Origin of the sequence: Hymenobacter negativus (genome assembly GCF_017571495.1) — a bacterium.
Lineage (GTDB): Bacteria > Bacteroidota > Bacteroidia > Cytophagales > Hymenobacteraceae > Hymenobacter > Hymenobacter negativus.
The window spans coordinates 1-13485 of sequence record NZ_JAGETZ010000004.1 but is presented as its reverse complement, the minus strand read 5'-3'; the positions used below and the strand labels follow the sequence as shown (position 1 = coordinate 13485).

Annotated in this window: 14 protein-coding genes; 9 read left to right on the top strand and 5 right to left on the bottom strand. The window is 56.7% G+C overall.

Annotated features, from left to right (window positions below; genetic code table 11):
- Window positions 1–17: 17 nt before the first annotated feature.
- From argC to J4E00_RS09770, 3 genes are read right to left on the bottom strand one after another with little or no spacing between them, the layout of a single operon-like run.
- Window positions 18–998 carry an N-acetyl-gamma-glutamyl-phosphate reductase gene (gene argC, locus J4E00_RS09780; RefSeq protein ID WP_208174973.1) on the bottom strand — a complete coding sequence of 327 codons (981 nt, stop codon included), beginning with the start codon at window positions 996–998 and terminating at the stop codon, window positions 18–20.
- Window positions 988–2178: an argininosuccinate synthase gene (argG, locus tag J4E00_RS09775; RefSeq protein WP_208174972.1), complete on the bottom strand. Its 1191-nt coding sequence runs from the start codon at window positions 2176–2178 to the stop codon at window positions 988–990. The genes argC and argG overlap by 11 nt, the downstream gene beginning before the upstream one ends.
- 3 nt (window positions 2179–2181) lie before the next feature.
- Window positions 2182–2814, bottom strand: coding sequence for a GNAT family N-acetyltransferase (locus tag J4E00_RS09770; protein WP_208174971.1), 633 nt, complete (start codon window positions 2812–2814; stop codon window positions 2182–2184).
- Between the two features lie 424 nt (window positions 2815–3238).
- Here J4E00_RS09770 and argB point away from each other — a divergent pair, with 424 nt between their 5' ends.
- Together argB and J4E00_RS09760 are read left to right on the top strand one after the other, a co-directional pair.
- Window positions 3239–4021, top strand: coding sequence for an acetylglutamate kinase (argB, locus tag J4E00_RS09765; RefSeq protein WP_208174970.1), 783 nt, complete (start codon window positions 3239–3241; stop codon window positions 4019–4021).
- Between the two features lie 89 nt (window positions 4022–4110).
- Window positions 4111–5076: a M20 family metallo-hydrolase gene (locus J4E00_RS09760; protein ID WP_317196607.1), complete on the top strand. Its 966-nt coding sequence runs from the start codon at window positions 4111–4113 to the stop codon at window positions 5074–5076.
- A 145-nt stretch (window positions 5077–5221) separates the two neighbouring features.
- On the opposite strand, the gene J4E00_RS09755 is transcribed toward J4E00_RS09760, so the two are convergent.
- On the bottom strand, window positions 5222–5686 hold the full coding sequence (locus tag J4E00_RS09755) for a VOC family protein (RefSeq protein ID WP_208174968.1): 465 nt from the start codon (window positions 5684–5686) through the stop codon (window positions 5222–5224).
- Between the two features lie 169 nt (window positions 5687–5855).
- Between J4E00_RS09755 and argH the strand changes: the two genes are divergently transcribed.
- Window positions 5856–7166, top strand: coding sequence for an argininosuccinate lyase (argH, locus tag J4E00_RS09750; RefSeq protein ID WP_208174967.1), 1311 nt, complete (start codon window positions 5856–5858; stop codon window positions 7164–7166).
- Between the two features lie 104 nt (window positions 7167–7270).
- Here argH and J4E00_RS09745 read toward each other — a convergent pair whose 3' ends face one another.
- Window positions 7271–7687, bottom strand: coding sequence for an EamA family transporter (locus J4E00_RS09745; RefSeq protein WP_208174966.1), 417 nt, complete (start codon window positions 7685–7687; stop codon window positions 7271–7273).
- Window positions 7688–7907: 220 nt separating this feature from the next.
- Between J4E00_RS09745 and J4E00_RS09740 the strand changes: the two genes are divergently transcribed.
- The 6 genes from J4E00_RS09740 (at window position 7908) to J4E00_RS09715 (ending at window position 13405) form a co-directional block, all read left to right on the top strand.
- A complete protein-coding gene (locus J4E00_RS09740) occupies window positions 7908–8912 on the top strand; it encodes a Kelch repeat-containing protein (RefSeq protein ID WP_213017937.1) in 1005 nt (334 codons plus the stop codon).
- Window positions 8902–10233, top strand: coding sequence for a DUF4270 family protein (locus J4E00_RS09735; RefSeq protein ID WP_208174965.1), 1332 nt, complete (start codon window positions 8902–8904; stop codon window positions 10231–10233). The genes J4E00_RS09740 and J4E00_RS09735 overlap by 11 nt, the downstream gene beginning before the upstream one ends.
- Before the next feature lie 111 nt (window positions 10234–10344).
- Window positions 10345–11070, top strand: a complete 726-nt coding sequence (locus tag J4E00_RS09730) for a PD-(D/E)XK nuclease-like domain-containing protein (protein ID WP_208174964.1) — start codon at window positions 10345–10347, stop codon at window positions 11068–11070.
- Between the two features lie 363 nt (window positions 11071–11433).
- Window positions 11434–12027, top strand: a complete 594-nt coding sequence (locus tag J4E00_RS09725; protein ID WP_208174963.1) for a TetR/AcrR family transcriptional regulator — start codon at window positions 11434–11436, stop codon at window positions 12025–12027.
- 79 nt (window positions 12028–12106) lie between these two features.
- A complete protein-coding gene (locus J4E00_RS09720; RefSeq protein WP_208174962.1) occupies window positions 12107–13036 on the top strand; it encodes an alpha/beta fold hydrolase in 930 nt (309 codons plus the stop codon).
- Window positions 13037–13108: 72 nt separating this feature from the next.
- On the top strand, window positions 13109–13405 hold the full coding sequence (locus J4E00_RS09715) for a putative quinol monooxygenase (protein WP_070730927.1): 297 nt from the start codon (window positions 13109–13111) through the stop codon (window positions 13403–13405).
- Window positions 13406–13485: the final 80 nt, after the last annotated feature.

Below are 13485 nucleotides of genomic sequence, written 5' to 3'. Positions count from 1 at the left end.
CATGACGTTTTAGGTTGCTACAAAAGCCCGGCCTTCAAATTCAGCCCCGTCGTTTCCGGCAGCCCGAACAGCAGGTTCATATTCTGCACTGCCTGGCCCGAGGCGCCTTTCACCAGATTATCAATCACCGAGGTAATTAATAGCTGCTTGCCCTGCTTCTGCACGTGCAGCAGGCATTTATTGGTATTCACCACCTGCTTGAGGTGAATTTCCTTGTCCGAAACCGTGGTGAATGGCGCGTCCGCGTAAAACTGCTTGTACAGCTCCCGCGCCTCGTCCTGCGTCAAATCCGACGGCGTGTACACGCTGGCGAAAATGCCCCGCGAGAAATTACCGCGGTAGGGGATGAAGTGCATCTCGGCGTCCGACTGCGGCTGCAGCTGTGCCAGGCTCTCACCGATTTCGCCGAGGTGTTGGTGTGTGAAGGGCTTGTAGATGGACACGTTATTGGTGCGCCACGAGAAATGCACCGTTTCCGACAGGCTCTGGCCCGCGCCGGTCGAGCCGGTAATGGCCGACACGTGGATGTCGTCGGTGAGCTTGCCGGCTTTCGCCAGCGGCAGCAGCGCTAGTTGAATGGCAGTAGCAAAGCAGCCGGGATTAGCAATGCTCTGGGCCTGCTGGATGCGGCTTTTGTTCAGTTCCGGCAGGCCGTACACAAACTCGCGGCCTGCAAATTCGGCATCCGCGTTCAGGCGGAAGTCGTTGCTCAGGTCGATAATATGCGTGGTTTCGGGCAGGGCGTTTTTCTGCAGCCAAGCTTTGGAATTGCCGTGGCCGAGGCACAGAAATACCACGTCTTCATCGCCCGCTAACTCAGCGGAAAAAGCCAGGTCGGTTTCGCCCACCAAATCATCGTGCACCCGGTACACCGAGGCGCCCGCGTTTGAAGAACTCACGATGCCGCCCAACTCCACGAACTCGTGGTGCAGCAGAATGCGGATGAGCTCGCCGGCCGTGTAGCCGGCGCCGCCCACAATGCCGGCCTTAATTTTCATCGTGCAGGCTGTTGCTAATCTTCAGCTGGTTGCCAAAAATCTTGATGAAACCACGAGCGTCGCGGGAATCCCAGGCGTTGTTTTCCTCACCGTAGGTCGCCACTTTCGACTGCATCATGTCGTATTTCGATTCCACGCCAAGCAGGTCGAATTGGTAAGGTTTGAGTTGCACGAATACCTTGCCCGAAACGTGATTCTGCGACGACTCCAGGAAGGCCTCCATATCGCGCATCACCGGGTCGAGGTATTGCGCTTCGTGTAGCAGCGTGCCGTACCAGTTGGCTATGTAGTCCTTATGCAGCAGCTGCCAGCGGGTGCTAGTATGCTTCTCCAGCAAGTGGTGCGCCTTGATGAGGATGAGCGGCGCGGGGGCCTCAAAGCCCACGCGGCCCTTGATGCCCAGAATGGTATCGCCCACGTGAATGTCGCGGCCCACGGCAAAGGCCGCGCCCAGCTCGTTCAGCTTCTGAATCAGGGCTACCGGCTCCAACGATTCGCCATTCAGCGCCACGGGCTCGCCTTTTTCAAAGGTGATTTCCACACGCTCGGAATCCTGGCGCTGCAGCTGCGATGGGTAGGCGCTTTCGGGCAGTGCCTCGTGCGAAGTCAGCGTTTCAACGCCCCCCACGCTGGTGCCCCAGATGCCTTTATTAATCGAATACTTCGCCTTTTCCCAGCTCATTTCGAAGCCCTGTTTCTGCAGATACTCAATCTCGGCCTGGCGCGACAGTTTCAGGTCGCGGATGGGCGTCAGAATCTCCGTTTTGGGCGCAATCACGGCAAAAGCCACGTCGAAACGCACTTGGTCATTGCCGGCACCGGTGCTGCCATGCACGATATAATCAGCCTCGTTGGCGCGGGCGTATTCGGCAATGGCCAGCGACTGAAACATGCGCTCGGCGCTTACGCTCAGCGGGTAAGTATCGTTCTTCAACACGTTGCCAAACAGCAGGTAGCGCAGGCAGTCCTGATAAAAGCGCGTGGTAACGTCAATTACCTCGTGTTTCACCGAGCCCAGTTCGTAGGCACGCTTCTCGATGGCGGCCAATTCCTCGGCCGTAAATCCGCCGGAATTAACAATGACGGTGTGCACTTCCAGGTCAAGGTCGCGCGACAAATACACAGCGCAAAACGAGGTGTCGAGGCCGCCGCTATAGGCGAGAATGGCTTTTTTCTTCATTGTCTAGGATGCAGAATCAGTTGCAGAGGAGGGGATAGGCGCAGGGGCGGTGCCAATGGGCAGCGGCGGCGTGAGATGAGACGCAAAATCGGGTACCTGCACTTGCACGAGCTTGTCGGCCGCATCGTAGAGCATGCCGGTACAGAGGCACATCTTGCGCTCGTTCTCCATTAGGATGCCGTAGTTTTTGCAGCTTTTGCAGCCCTTCCAGAAATCTTCGCTGGTAGTCAGCTCAGAAAAAGTAACCGGCTCGTAGCCCAAGTCCGTGTTGATTTTCATCACGGCCAGGCTGGTCGTGATACCGAAAATCTTGGCCTGTGGGTACTTGGTGCGCGAGAGTTCGAACACCGCCTGCTTGATAGCCCGGCCCACGCCACCTTTGCGAATTCCGGCGTTAACAATCAGGCCGGAGTTTACAACAAAGGTCTTGTCGTCAAAGGTTTCGATGTAGCAAAAGCCCGCCAGCTCGTCATCCACGAAGGCGATAATGCCGTCGCCACTAGCCATCTTTTTGGCCACGTAGGCGGGCTCACGCTTGGCAATACCCGTACCTCGCGTTTTGGCCGACTCAACGTACCATTGGCATAATAAGTCAGCGTACTGTGCGTCCGCCTCCGTTGCAACCCGAATTGTCATTGTTACTTAAAAACTTAGGGATAGATGCGTGGCTGTCCGGAAACCCGTTGCTTTTTATACGGGGAAATCCTGCTAAAGCCCAAACCTGTCTGTAAGTTGAGCGGATACTAGCCCGGCTCAAAGGGGCTGGCCAAGGGGCCAACATGCGGCTGCTGAAGCCGCTAGGGTCGTCGCACCAGTGCGCAAGTCGTTTGGCACACGCCGACCACGCTGGGCCGAGGGGCCAGAGCGAGAATCAAAAACGTGGAAACGGGGAAGGGCATGGCGGAAACTAAGTCGATTCGGCGCTTTAACGAAGCAGCGAACCAAGTGGTTCAATTCTGCCGCAAAGGTAAAAGCCCCTACTTTTGCCCACAACATTTCTCGCATTATTTTTGAATGAAGCGCCGGCCGGCCCTGGTTTTGCGCGATAGGTGAAGCAGTGATGAAGCCCGAATTACACGTATTTAAAATAGGCGGCGGTATAATTGACAACGAGCCGGACTTGCAGGAATTTATCCGGCTGTTTGCCGAAATAAGCGGCCCGAAAATTCTCGTGCACGGTGGCGGTAAAGGCGCCAGCGAAATGATGAAACACCTGGGAATTGCCCCACAAATGGTGAACGGTCGCCGCATTACCGATGCCGCCACGCTCGAGTTGGTGACCATGTTCTACGCCGGCAAAACCAACAAGCATATTGTGGTGGCGTTGCAAAGCTATGGGGTCAACGCCCTAGGGGTAAGTGGTGCCGACGGCAACGTGATTCAGGCGGTGAAGCGGCCGGTGCGGGAAATTGACTACGGTTTTGTGGGTGATTTGAGCGAAGCCAGCGTGAATACGGACCTGATTCATCAATTCCTGACGCTGGGGCTGACGCCGGTATTTTGCCCGATTAACCACGACGGCCACGGGCAATTACTAAATACCAATGCCGATACTATTGCCGCTTCCGTTGCAAAAGCGTTAAGTAAGCAATACGCAGTAGCACTACATTTTTGCTTTGAAAAGCGTGGCGTGCTGACCGATGTGAATGATGATGCATCGATAATTGCTAGTATTACGCTGGCTGATTATGCATCATTAAAAGAAAGCGGCATCATTGCCGATGGCATGCTACCGAAATTAGAAAATGCTTTTGACGCCCTGCAGTTCGGCGTAGAAAAAGTAATTATTGAACACGCGCTGCACATCAATGACCAGTTGAAAACAACGGTATGCCTGAATTAATAGAGCAGCTGAGCGATGATGCCGTTAAGCTATTACTTCAGCTGATAGGAACGCCTTCTATTTCGCGGGAGGAGGCTGACACGGCCACGATGATTGAAGCGTTCCTGGTGGCGCACGGCGTCACGGCACACCGCCGGCAGAACAACGTGTGGGCCGTTTCAGCGCACTTTGACGTAAATAAACCTACGATTCTGCTCAACTCGCACCATGATACGGTGAAAGCCGGAGAGGGCTGGAAATATGGCCCATTTAGTCCAACGTTGGAAGGGGAAAAGTTGATTGGATTAGGTAGCAATGATGCGGGCGCATCGGTGGTGAGCCTGCTGGTAACGTTTCTCTATTTTCAAGGCAAATCAAATGGCTTCAATTTAATTTGCGCAATTACCGCCGAAGAGGAAATATCGGGTATTAACGGCATCCGTAGTATCCTGCCGGAGTTGGGTAAAATTGATTTTGGAATTGTGGGCGAGCCCACGGGTATGAATCTGGCCATCGCCGAAAAAGGGCTGATTGTGCTGGACGCAACGGCGCATGGCAAAACCGGCCACGCCGCCCGTGAGGAAGGTGAAAATGCCCTCTACAAAGCCCTGGATGATATTCAATGGCTGCGGCAGTACCAGTTTCCACAGGTTTCATCATTGCTGGGACCGGTGAAAACGACCGTGACGCAAATAAGCGCCGGTACGCAGCATAACGTGGTGCCCGACCGTTGCCAATTCGTGATTGATGTGCGGACAAACGAACTGTACCAGAATCAGGAAATTATTGATTTCCTGCGGACGAAATTACAGTCGGAAATTGTGCCGCGCTCCACACATTTAAATTCTTCCCGCATTAGCGAAACCCACCCGCTGATTCGCAAAGGCCTGGCGATGGGCAAGAAAGCTTACGGTTCGCCCACGCTGTCGGACCAGTCGATGATGCCCTTTGAAACCCTAAAAATGGGGCCCGGCGAAAGTGCGCGCTCGCATACGCCGAATGAGTTTATTCTGGTGAGCGAAATACGAGCGGGTATTCGGGATTATATCGAGCTATTGAGTGGATTGGAATTGTAGGTCGCTTTCAGAGAATTAATTACTATAAATAAGCCCCTCCTGCTGAGCACTGTCGAAGCATCTTAACGCCGTTGCAGTGATTGATTTACTGTTGTGGTAGAAATGCTTTTGCAAGCTCAGCAGGAGGGGCTTTCGGCTTCCCTAATTAAGCATTCTCCAGCGCGGAAATATCAATTTTATTCATCTGCATGAGGGCTCCTATTCTGCGTTTGGCTTGCTCTGGGTCAGGGCTGCTCAGGAGTTTGCCGAGGTTAGACGGAGTAATTTGCCATGATAAACCGAACGGGTCTTTCAGCCAGCCGCATTGGCCGGGCTTTCCGCCGTTGGCGGTGAGGTTTTCCCAGAGGTAGTCGATTTCAGCCTGGTTTTCGCAGCCCACGGCGAGCGAAATCCCATCGGTGAAGGTGAAATGCGGGCCGCCATTCATGGCTACATACCGCTGGCCGGCTAATTCAAATTCAACCGTCATCACGGTGCCGCCAGGCATGTGCGAGCCCTCAGCGTAATAGGTGGTGCCGAGAATGGCAGAATCCTTGAAAAGGTCCGTGTAGAGCTTAATGGCGGTTTCGGCCTGGTCGTTGAAGGTGAGGAAGGTGGTAATTTTCTGCATCTTTTTTCCAGTGATAAGGTTCCCCAAAAATAGTGTTTTACCACAGCTGGCGTGCTGGAAAATTACGGCAACTTGCGGGGGCATTTGCGCCAAGTTTTTGCTGGCTTAACAGGGTGCTGTGCTAGTTAGGCGGCATGCAACTACTGGTGGTGGCGCTACCTTTGCCAGTATGAAAATCTGGGAAAAAGGCATTGCCGTTGATAAAAAAATTGAGCAGTTCACCGTGGGGCACGACCGGGAGCTAGACCTCTACTTAGCCAAGTTCGACGTGCAGGCTTCCAAGGCGCAGGCCAACATGCTGGCCAAGGTCGGCTTGCTCAGCGCAGATGAAAACCAGCAGCTTCAGCAGGGACTACGCGAATTGGCGGCTGAGATTGAGGCTGGTACTTTTACCATTGGCGAGGAGTTTGAAGACGTGCACTCCAAGATTGAGTATTACCTGACGGAGAAATTTGGCGACGCGGGCAAGAAAATCCACACGGCGCGCTCGCGCAACGACCAGGTTTTGACGGCCATTCAGCTGTTCATTAAAGACTATACTGAGCGGACGGCTGCCCAGATGCTAGCCCTGGCTGAGGTGATGCTGCAAAAGGCCGAGGCGCACAAAAACGACTTATTGCCGGGCTACACGCACTTTCAGGCGGCTATGCCGAGTAGTTTCGGGCTGTGGTTTTCGGCCTATGCCGAGCATTTGCTGCTGGATTTGGCGCTATTTGAGGCCGCGCATACGGTGGCCGACCAGAACCCGCTAGGCTCCGGTGCGGGCTTTGGCAGCAGCTTCCCGATTGACCGGGAGATGACAACGCGGGAAATGCATTTCGGCAGCGTGGCGGTGAGTAGCGTCGGCGCACAGATGCTGCGCGGCAAAACCGAAAAAAACCTGGCTTTTGCCATTGCGGGCGCGGCTGGTACGCTGGGCAAGCTGGCGTATGATTTGGTGATGTACAACAGCCAGGATTTAGGCTTTGTAAACCTGCCGAAGGAGTTTACGACGGGCTCCAGCATCATGCCGCACAAGAAAAATCCCGATGTATTTGAGCTGGTGCGCGGCCATGCCAACCGCCTTCAGGCGCTGCCCAATGACATTATACTGGCCACCAGCAACCTGCCCAGCGGCTACCACCGCGACTTCCAACTGCTGAAGGAACTGTTATTCGGACCAATGATGCAGTTCGCCGATTTGCTGGATATGCTACTGTTTGCGCTGCCCGAAATTAAAATTAAGCCCGGCGTAATTGAGCAGGTGAAATATGACCCTATTTTCTCAGTCGAAAATATCAACCAGCTGATTATTGCCGGGGTGCCGTTCCGGGATGCGTACCAGCAGGTGGGCCGGGCGGTGGAAGACGGTAGCTATGTGCCGCACCGCGAGTTTCAGACCACGCATTTGGGCAGTATTCACAACCTGGGACTAGCCGAAATTGGGGCTAAAGTGGCGCGCTGGAAAAGCCAAAGCGCGTTGTTTAAGCTGGCAAAGTAGCGGTCTGTCTTTATCGTTCTGGGCATTCCGCGCAGGCTGACAGATTTCTAAAGCAGTTTCCTGAAAGAGCAGGGGCGGTACCTAGCGTGTCGGCCCTGCTTTTTTTATGCCCAGACCAGTACCACGGTGCCGGCCAGAATCAGCCCTGCGCCTAGCGCGCCGCGTGCCGAAATGGTTTCGTCCAGAAACACGACGGCCAGCAACAGCGACAGGGCTACGCTGAGCTTATCAACCGGTGCCACCCGGCTCACGGGGCCCAACTTGAGAGCACGGAAATAGCACAGCCACGAAGCGCCCGTGGCCAGGCCCGATAGGACCAGGAAAATCCAGGTGCGTTGCGAGAGCGCCGGCAGGCCCGCCGTGGCACCACGTGCGATGGCAATGCCCCAGGCTAGTAGCAGGATAACAACGGTACGAATGGCCGTGGCCAAATCGGAGTCGACGCCTTTGATGCCGATTTTGGCAAAAAGCGCTGTGAGGGCTGCGAAGAAAGCCGAGAGCAGAGCGTAGGGAATCCACATGATGGGGGAGGGACGGGTGAAAGCAAAAGGCCGTTGCCAGAACGTACGCCGAAAGCCGCAAACTGGCTGCGAATGCCTCGGATTGGTCGATGTTAGTTGCCGATTGGGATGGCTAAAAGCGTGGTTTGGGACGAAATAGGGGAGGACGTTAGGGCAGGGTTGCAACCAGAGTTCGGGCCAGCGACCTCTTCTAGGCACATTTCACACATTCACTTTCTATATGAAGAAAACACGCTTGCTGGCAGTGCTGCTGCTTATTATGACTGTTTTGGGTAGTTGCACCAAAGAGTCAACCGATGTCGATTACGTTGTTGGGGCCTGGGAAAGCCGTTCGCAGTTTGAAGGCCTGGCCCGGAGTGCAGCGGTGAGTTTCGTAATCAATGGCAAGGGCTACGTGGGCTTGGGTACCGACGGCTCCGACAAGTACAAGGACTTTTGGGAATACACGCCGGCTACCAATACCTGGCGGCAAATAGCCGACTTCCCCGGTGTGGGCCGCTACCAGGCCGTGGCCTTCGCGGCTAATGGCAAAGGCTACGTGGGCACTGGCTACGATGGCCTGAACCGGCTAAAAGACTTCTGGGAATATGACCCCAGCACCAATACCTGGGCCCAGAAAGCCGACTTTGCAGGTAGTGCCCGCTACGGAGCCGTGGCCTTCGCCATCAACGACAAGGGCTACGTGGGCACCGGCTATGATGGCAACTACAAGAAAGACTTCTGGCAGTACGACCCGCTGGCCGATGCCTGGACCCAGAAGCCTAGTTTTGGCGGCAATAAGCGGTTGGGAGCCAGTGCCTTTGTTGTGAACAATGAAGGCTACATCTGCACTGGGCTTGATAATGGCACCTACCAGACCGATAACTGGAGCTACAACCCCAGCACCGAAACTTGGGCCGAGCACCGCCCCCTCATTCTCAACGATGATAACGTGGCTGGCGACAACTACAACTTCAGCGCTGTGCCTCGCGCCTATGGCGTAGCGTTCAGCATTGGCAATACGGGGTTTGTGGCTTTGGGTAGCAAGGACTCGCAACTAACCAACTGCTGGGCCTACAGCCCCACCGACGACAACTGGTACCAGAAAACCGACTTTGGCGGCTCCTCACGCACTTCGGCGGTAGCATTTGGGTTGGGCGACTATGGCTATATCGGCCTGGGTGCCAACGGCAGCACACGCTACGACGACCTTTGGATACTGGAGCCCAACGCCGATGTGGACTAAGCCTGCATGGGGTGCTCGCCTGGCCCAATGGCTGAAAGTGAGCCTATTGGTTGCTGCTGTTACGGCCTGCGACCCGGCCGGCAACATCACCATCGATGTGCCGCAGGTAAGCCCGAGCGGAAGCGGCTACTACGTAGACACGCTTACGGTGCGACTGGCTACGGTGTGGCACGATTCGGTGGCCACGTCTGCCAGCGACGACTTGCTGGTGGGCCGCTACCACGACCCACGCCTGGGCACCATCACGGCGCGCAGCTACTTCCGGGTGGGCCTAGCGGCAGCCTACGCGCCTGGTAGCACCGAAGTGTTCGATTCGCTGGTGCTGGAACTCAAGCCCGATGCCTACCGCTATGGCGACACCACTCGCCAGCAAACGGTAGAAGTGCATCGCCTGCGCGACCAGTTCGAAGATGCCAAGACCTACTATGCATTCAATCAACTGAGCTACGATGCGACGGTGCTCAACCAAGGTACCAGCGCGCGGCCCATCTACGCCCGACCCAGCCTGCGCACCCTGCGCCTGCGCTTGGCCGATGCCCTAGGCCGGGAACTGCTGAGCGGAGGTCAGGCCGGCCGTCTCACCACCGAAGCCGAGGTAAACTACCTGCTAGCCGGCCTAGTGCTAACACCGGGAGCCAATGACGATGCCGCTCTGCTGCGCACCCAGGTCAGTGCCGAAGGAGGCGCTTTGCATCTCTACACCCACGACCCTGCCGCCCCGCTCTCGGCCATCGCGCAGGAGTTCACGCTGGCCGCTGGCACCAAGCACTTTTACCAGGTAACGGCCGACCGCACGGGCACGTTGCTCACACCCCTCACCACGCCGCTGCAATCCCTTGATGTGGCTCAAACTGCACAGGAAGCCTATATCGATGGGGTACTGGGCCTGCAAACCAAGGTGGAAATCCCTTATCTGACCGACCTGCGGACCTTTGGTTCAACGCTAACCATCGTGCAGGCCTACCTCACGGCGGAGGTGGTGCCGGGCAGCAGCACCCGCTACCTAGGCCCGCCCACCAACTTGGCGGTGTACCTCAGCGGCCGGGGCAATCAGCAGGGGCTGGCATTAGGCAGTAGCACAACGGGCACGGTGGTCAGTGTGCCGTTTCAGAGCGGTACGTCGGCCCTTACTGGCCTGGAAACGGGTCGCTACAGTCTGTCGGTGACCGAATATTGCCAGGCGGTAGCCAACCGTACCCTCGACAACAATGGCTTGCTGCTGGCGTCGGCCACGCCCACCGCACCGGAGCGCGTGGTGCTGGGCGGCCCCAGGCGCTCGGAGAACCGCCTGAAGCTTACGCTGTATTTTATGAATAAATAATCGATTGATAACGAAGGGTTGGGCCCGGCCTGGTTGCTACAAAACAGCAATCGGGCCGGGCATGTGCGTTATGGCCGTCACTAATTGAGTGGTTTTGCTGTTAAAGGCATTATGCCTACTTCGCCTACCCGCCGCCCCGACCTGCTGCGCCTCGACTACGACACCTACCGCGCCCTACCCGCTATTGCCAATTCTGACCTATCACGCCTGCGCGATGCCCTTGACGGCCGCGCCCCGCGCCCCCAAACCAGTTCCAATGAAGGCGCTCTGAGCTTCGGCACCGCCTTTCACACGGCCCTGCTGGAACCGGCCGATTACGTGCCCGGCCAGCCCGGCCTCAACGACACATTGGTGTGGTGGCTGGTGGATGGCGTGAAGATGAATACCCAACTAAATACGCTGCTCGACCAAGGCACGTCCGAAGTAAGTGCCCTGTTTACCGAGCCCGAAACCGACACGCTGTGCAAGCTGCGCGCTGACTTGGTGGTGAACCAGCCCGACGAGCCCTTCACCATCATCGACTTCAAAACCACCAACGCCCGCGACGCCGACCATTTCCTCTGGCAATGCTCGGCCTACGACTATGACCGTCAGGCTGCCTTTTACACCGATGCCCTGCAAGCTGACCGCTTCCTATTAGTAGGGGTGCAAAAAATAGAGCCATTCGGCGTCTTTACCATCGACGTGAGCGAGCAAATGCTGGCCGAGGGCCGCCAGAAATACCAGCGCCTACTGCGCCTGCTCAAAGCGCCCGCCACCGCGCCCGCTTACCGCGCCGAAGCTGTTCAGGCCGCCGTGAATGCGCTGGGGCTGGGAAGCAGCGACACAGAAAGCTGAGCCGGGAAAGCCCGGGACGACCGTGGTATTATGACGCTCTGATTGATAAGGTGATATCTATCATTTCGGGATGTTTGCTACTGTTGCCCTGCGCATTCGGTTATACGACTTTGGTATATTGATATCGGGTCGGATAATGTCAGTTGGACGGCTTGTACCAATGACGTATTTACATAAGGCGTTGGTCAAGTACCGCTAAACGCACCCATCGAAACGCGAGAGGCAACGAAGGCCCTTTGAAGCAGTAGTTGTCAGATAGGATAGACTCGTAAAAAATGCCCTTCTCACTTGTGAGAAGGGCATTTTTTGTATCACATAAAAACTACTTACTAATTAGTAAGTAAGCTGTATATTTGTGGCCCAATGACTACGCCAACGCCTATTGCCGCCTTCGTCCCCGATACTCGCACACGCATCCTCGACTTAGCGGAGGTACTGTTGCTGGAGCGGGGTTTTAATGCCTTCAGCTACCAACACCTGGCCAAAGAGCTAGGTGTGAAGCCCGCAGCCATTCACTACCATTTTCCCAGCAAAGACGACCTGGGCACTGCGCTAGTGGCGCGCCAGCTGCGCCGCCTGCGCAAGTGGCGCGACCTGCCGCGCGTGGCCGACCTACCGCCCCAGAAGCAGTTCGAAGCCCTGCTGGCCGTGTATGACAACCACCTCGGACACGACCGCCGCGTGTGCCTTTTCGGCTCGCTAGCCGCTGATTTCCGGACCCTGCCTGCACCCATGCAAGCCGAGCTGCGCACCTTCAACCGCGAGCTAACGGAGTGGCTGGCCCAGGTGCTGGCTGTGGGCCGGGCCACGGGTTCGTTGCGCTTCGTGGGCAGCCCTGCGGCGAAGGCTGCGCAGGTGCTCACCACGCTGGCGGGAGCCCTGCAAGTAGCCCGCGTGCACGATGAAACACCCTTTCAGGTGATAGTGGGCCAGCTGCGGCTGGAGCTGTTTGCCTGATTTCTAGCTGGAGTATTCCACGTCAAGGCTTTACTAAATCAGTAGAAGTTTTTTCAGCAACCAAAGCGCCCGCTGTTACATGACCAACATCTATTCGCCCGCCCACGAGTTTTTTATGGCTAGTCCCGAACCGATTGCTGTTGCTCCGAAAATTCGCTATCCCTCGCCGCCGGCCGGCTTGCGGTGGCTGCGCTTGCAGCTGAAGGGCCTTTGGGCCGTAGCCCCGACCTTGGCATTTAGGCAGGCTTGGAAGCTTTTCTGCACGCCGCGCCGCCTGCCTGCCAAGGATTGGGAAGCGCCCGCGCTGGCTACTGCACGCCGTCGGACCGTTGACTACCAAACCAGTCCTGTGGCCGTATACGAATGGGGAGCAATAGCCGCGCCGGCTGTGCTGCTGGTGCACGGCTGGGAGCACCGGGCCAGCTTCTGGCGGGCTTGGGTGCCGCCGCTGCTGGCGGCGGGCTACCGCGTGGTGGCTCTGGATGGGCCCGCGCACGGCGCGTCGGGCGGGCGGCAAACCACGCTAATCGATTTCGGTGGAGCTGTGCAGTCCGTAGTGGATACGCTGGGCGAGGTGCGGGCCATGGTAGCCCATTCCTTCGGGGCGGCTTCGGTGGCGGGCCTACCGGTGCGGCTGCCCTTGGGTGCGGCCCTGCCGCGCCTCGTGCTGATAAGCGCGCCCGTAAGCCCACGGGCTGTGGCCGGGCGCTTCGCCGAATTTTTATCCTTGCCTCCGGCATTGGTTGAGCGCTTTGCTGATTACATCCAGCAAACCACTGGCCGGTCCGCCGACTCGTTTGCCGCCGCAGTAGCGGGACCCGCCAGCGGTGCCGAAAAAGTATTGATTGTGCACGACAAAGGCGACGAAATCATTCCCTTTGCCGAAGGCCAACAGATTGCTGCCGCCTGGCCTAATGCCGTGCTGCACCCCACAAATGGCCTGGGTCACAACCGTATTTTGCGCGATTTGGGCGTGATTACCAACACCATCAATTTTATCATGGGCTAAATATCAGTGCGAAATAGCCGAATCGGGCGGTAGTTTGTTGAGAAAGGAATTTCAACCCTAATTTCTTTTCTCATGGTAAAAGTTGCCTTGCTGGTTCGCCTCGAAGTGAAGCCCGGCCACGAACAAACCGTTGCCGATTTCCTGGCTGGTGCCCTGCCCATTGTAGAGGCCGAGCCCGCTACGACTACCTGGTACGCCCTGCGTCTGGGCCCATCGACCTTCGGTATTTTCGACACCTTCCCCGACGAAGCTGGTCGCAAAGCCCACCTCGCGGGGCAAGTAGCGGCTGCCTTGGGCACGCACGCCGATTTGTGGGCCAGTCCTCCCCACATCGAAATGGTGGATATTCTGGCATCAAAAGGCGCATAAGTAGCCCGACACCAATCGTCCTGCTGAGCGAAGTCGACGCATCTTCACCAGGCAACTCAGGTTGATTAGCTGCCTGGTGA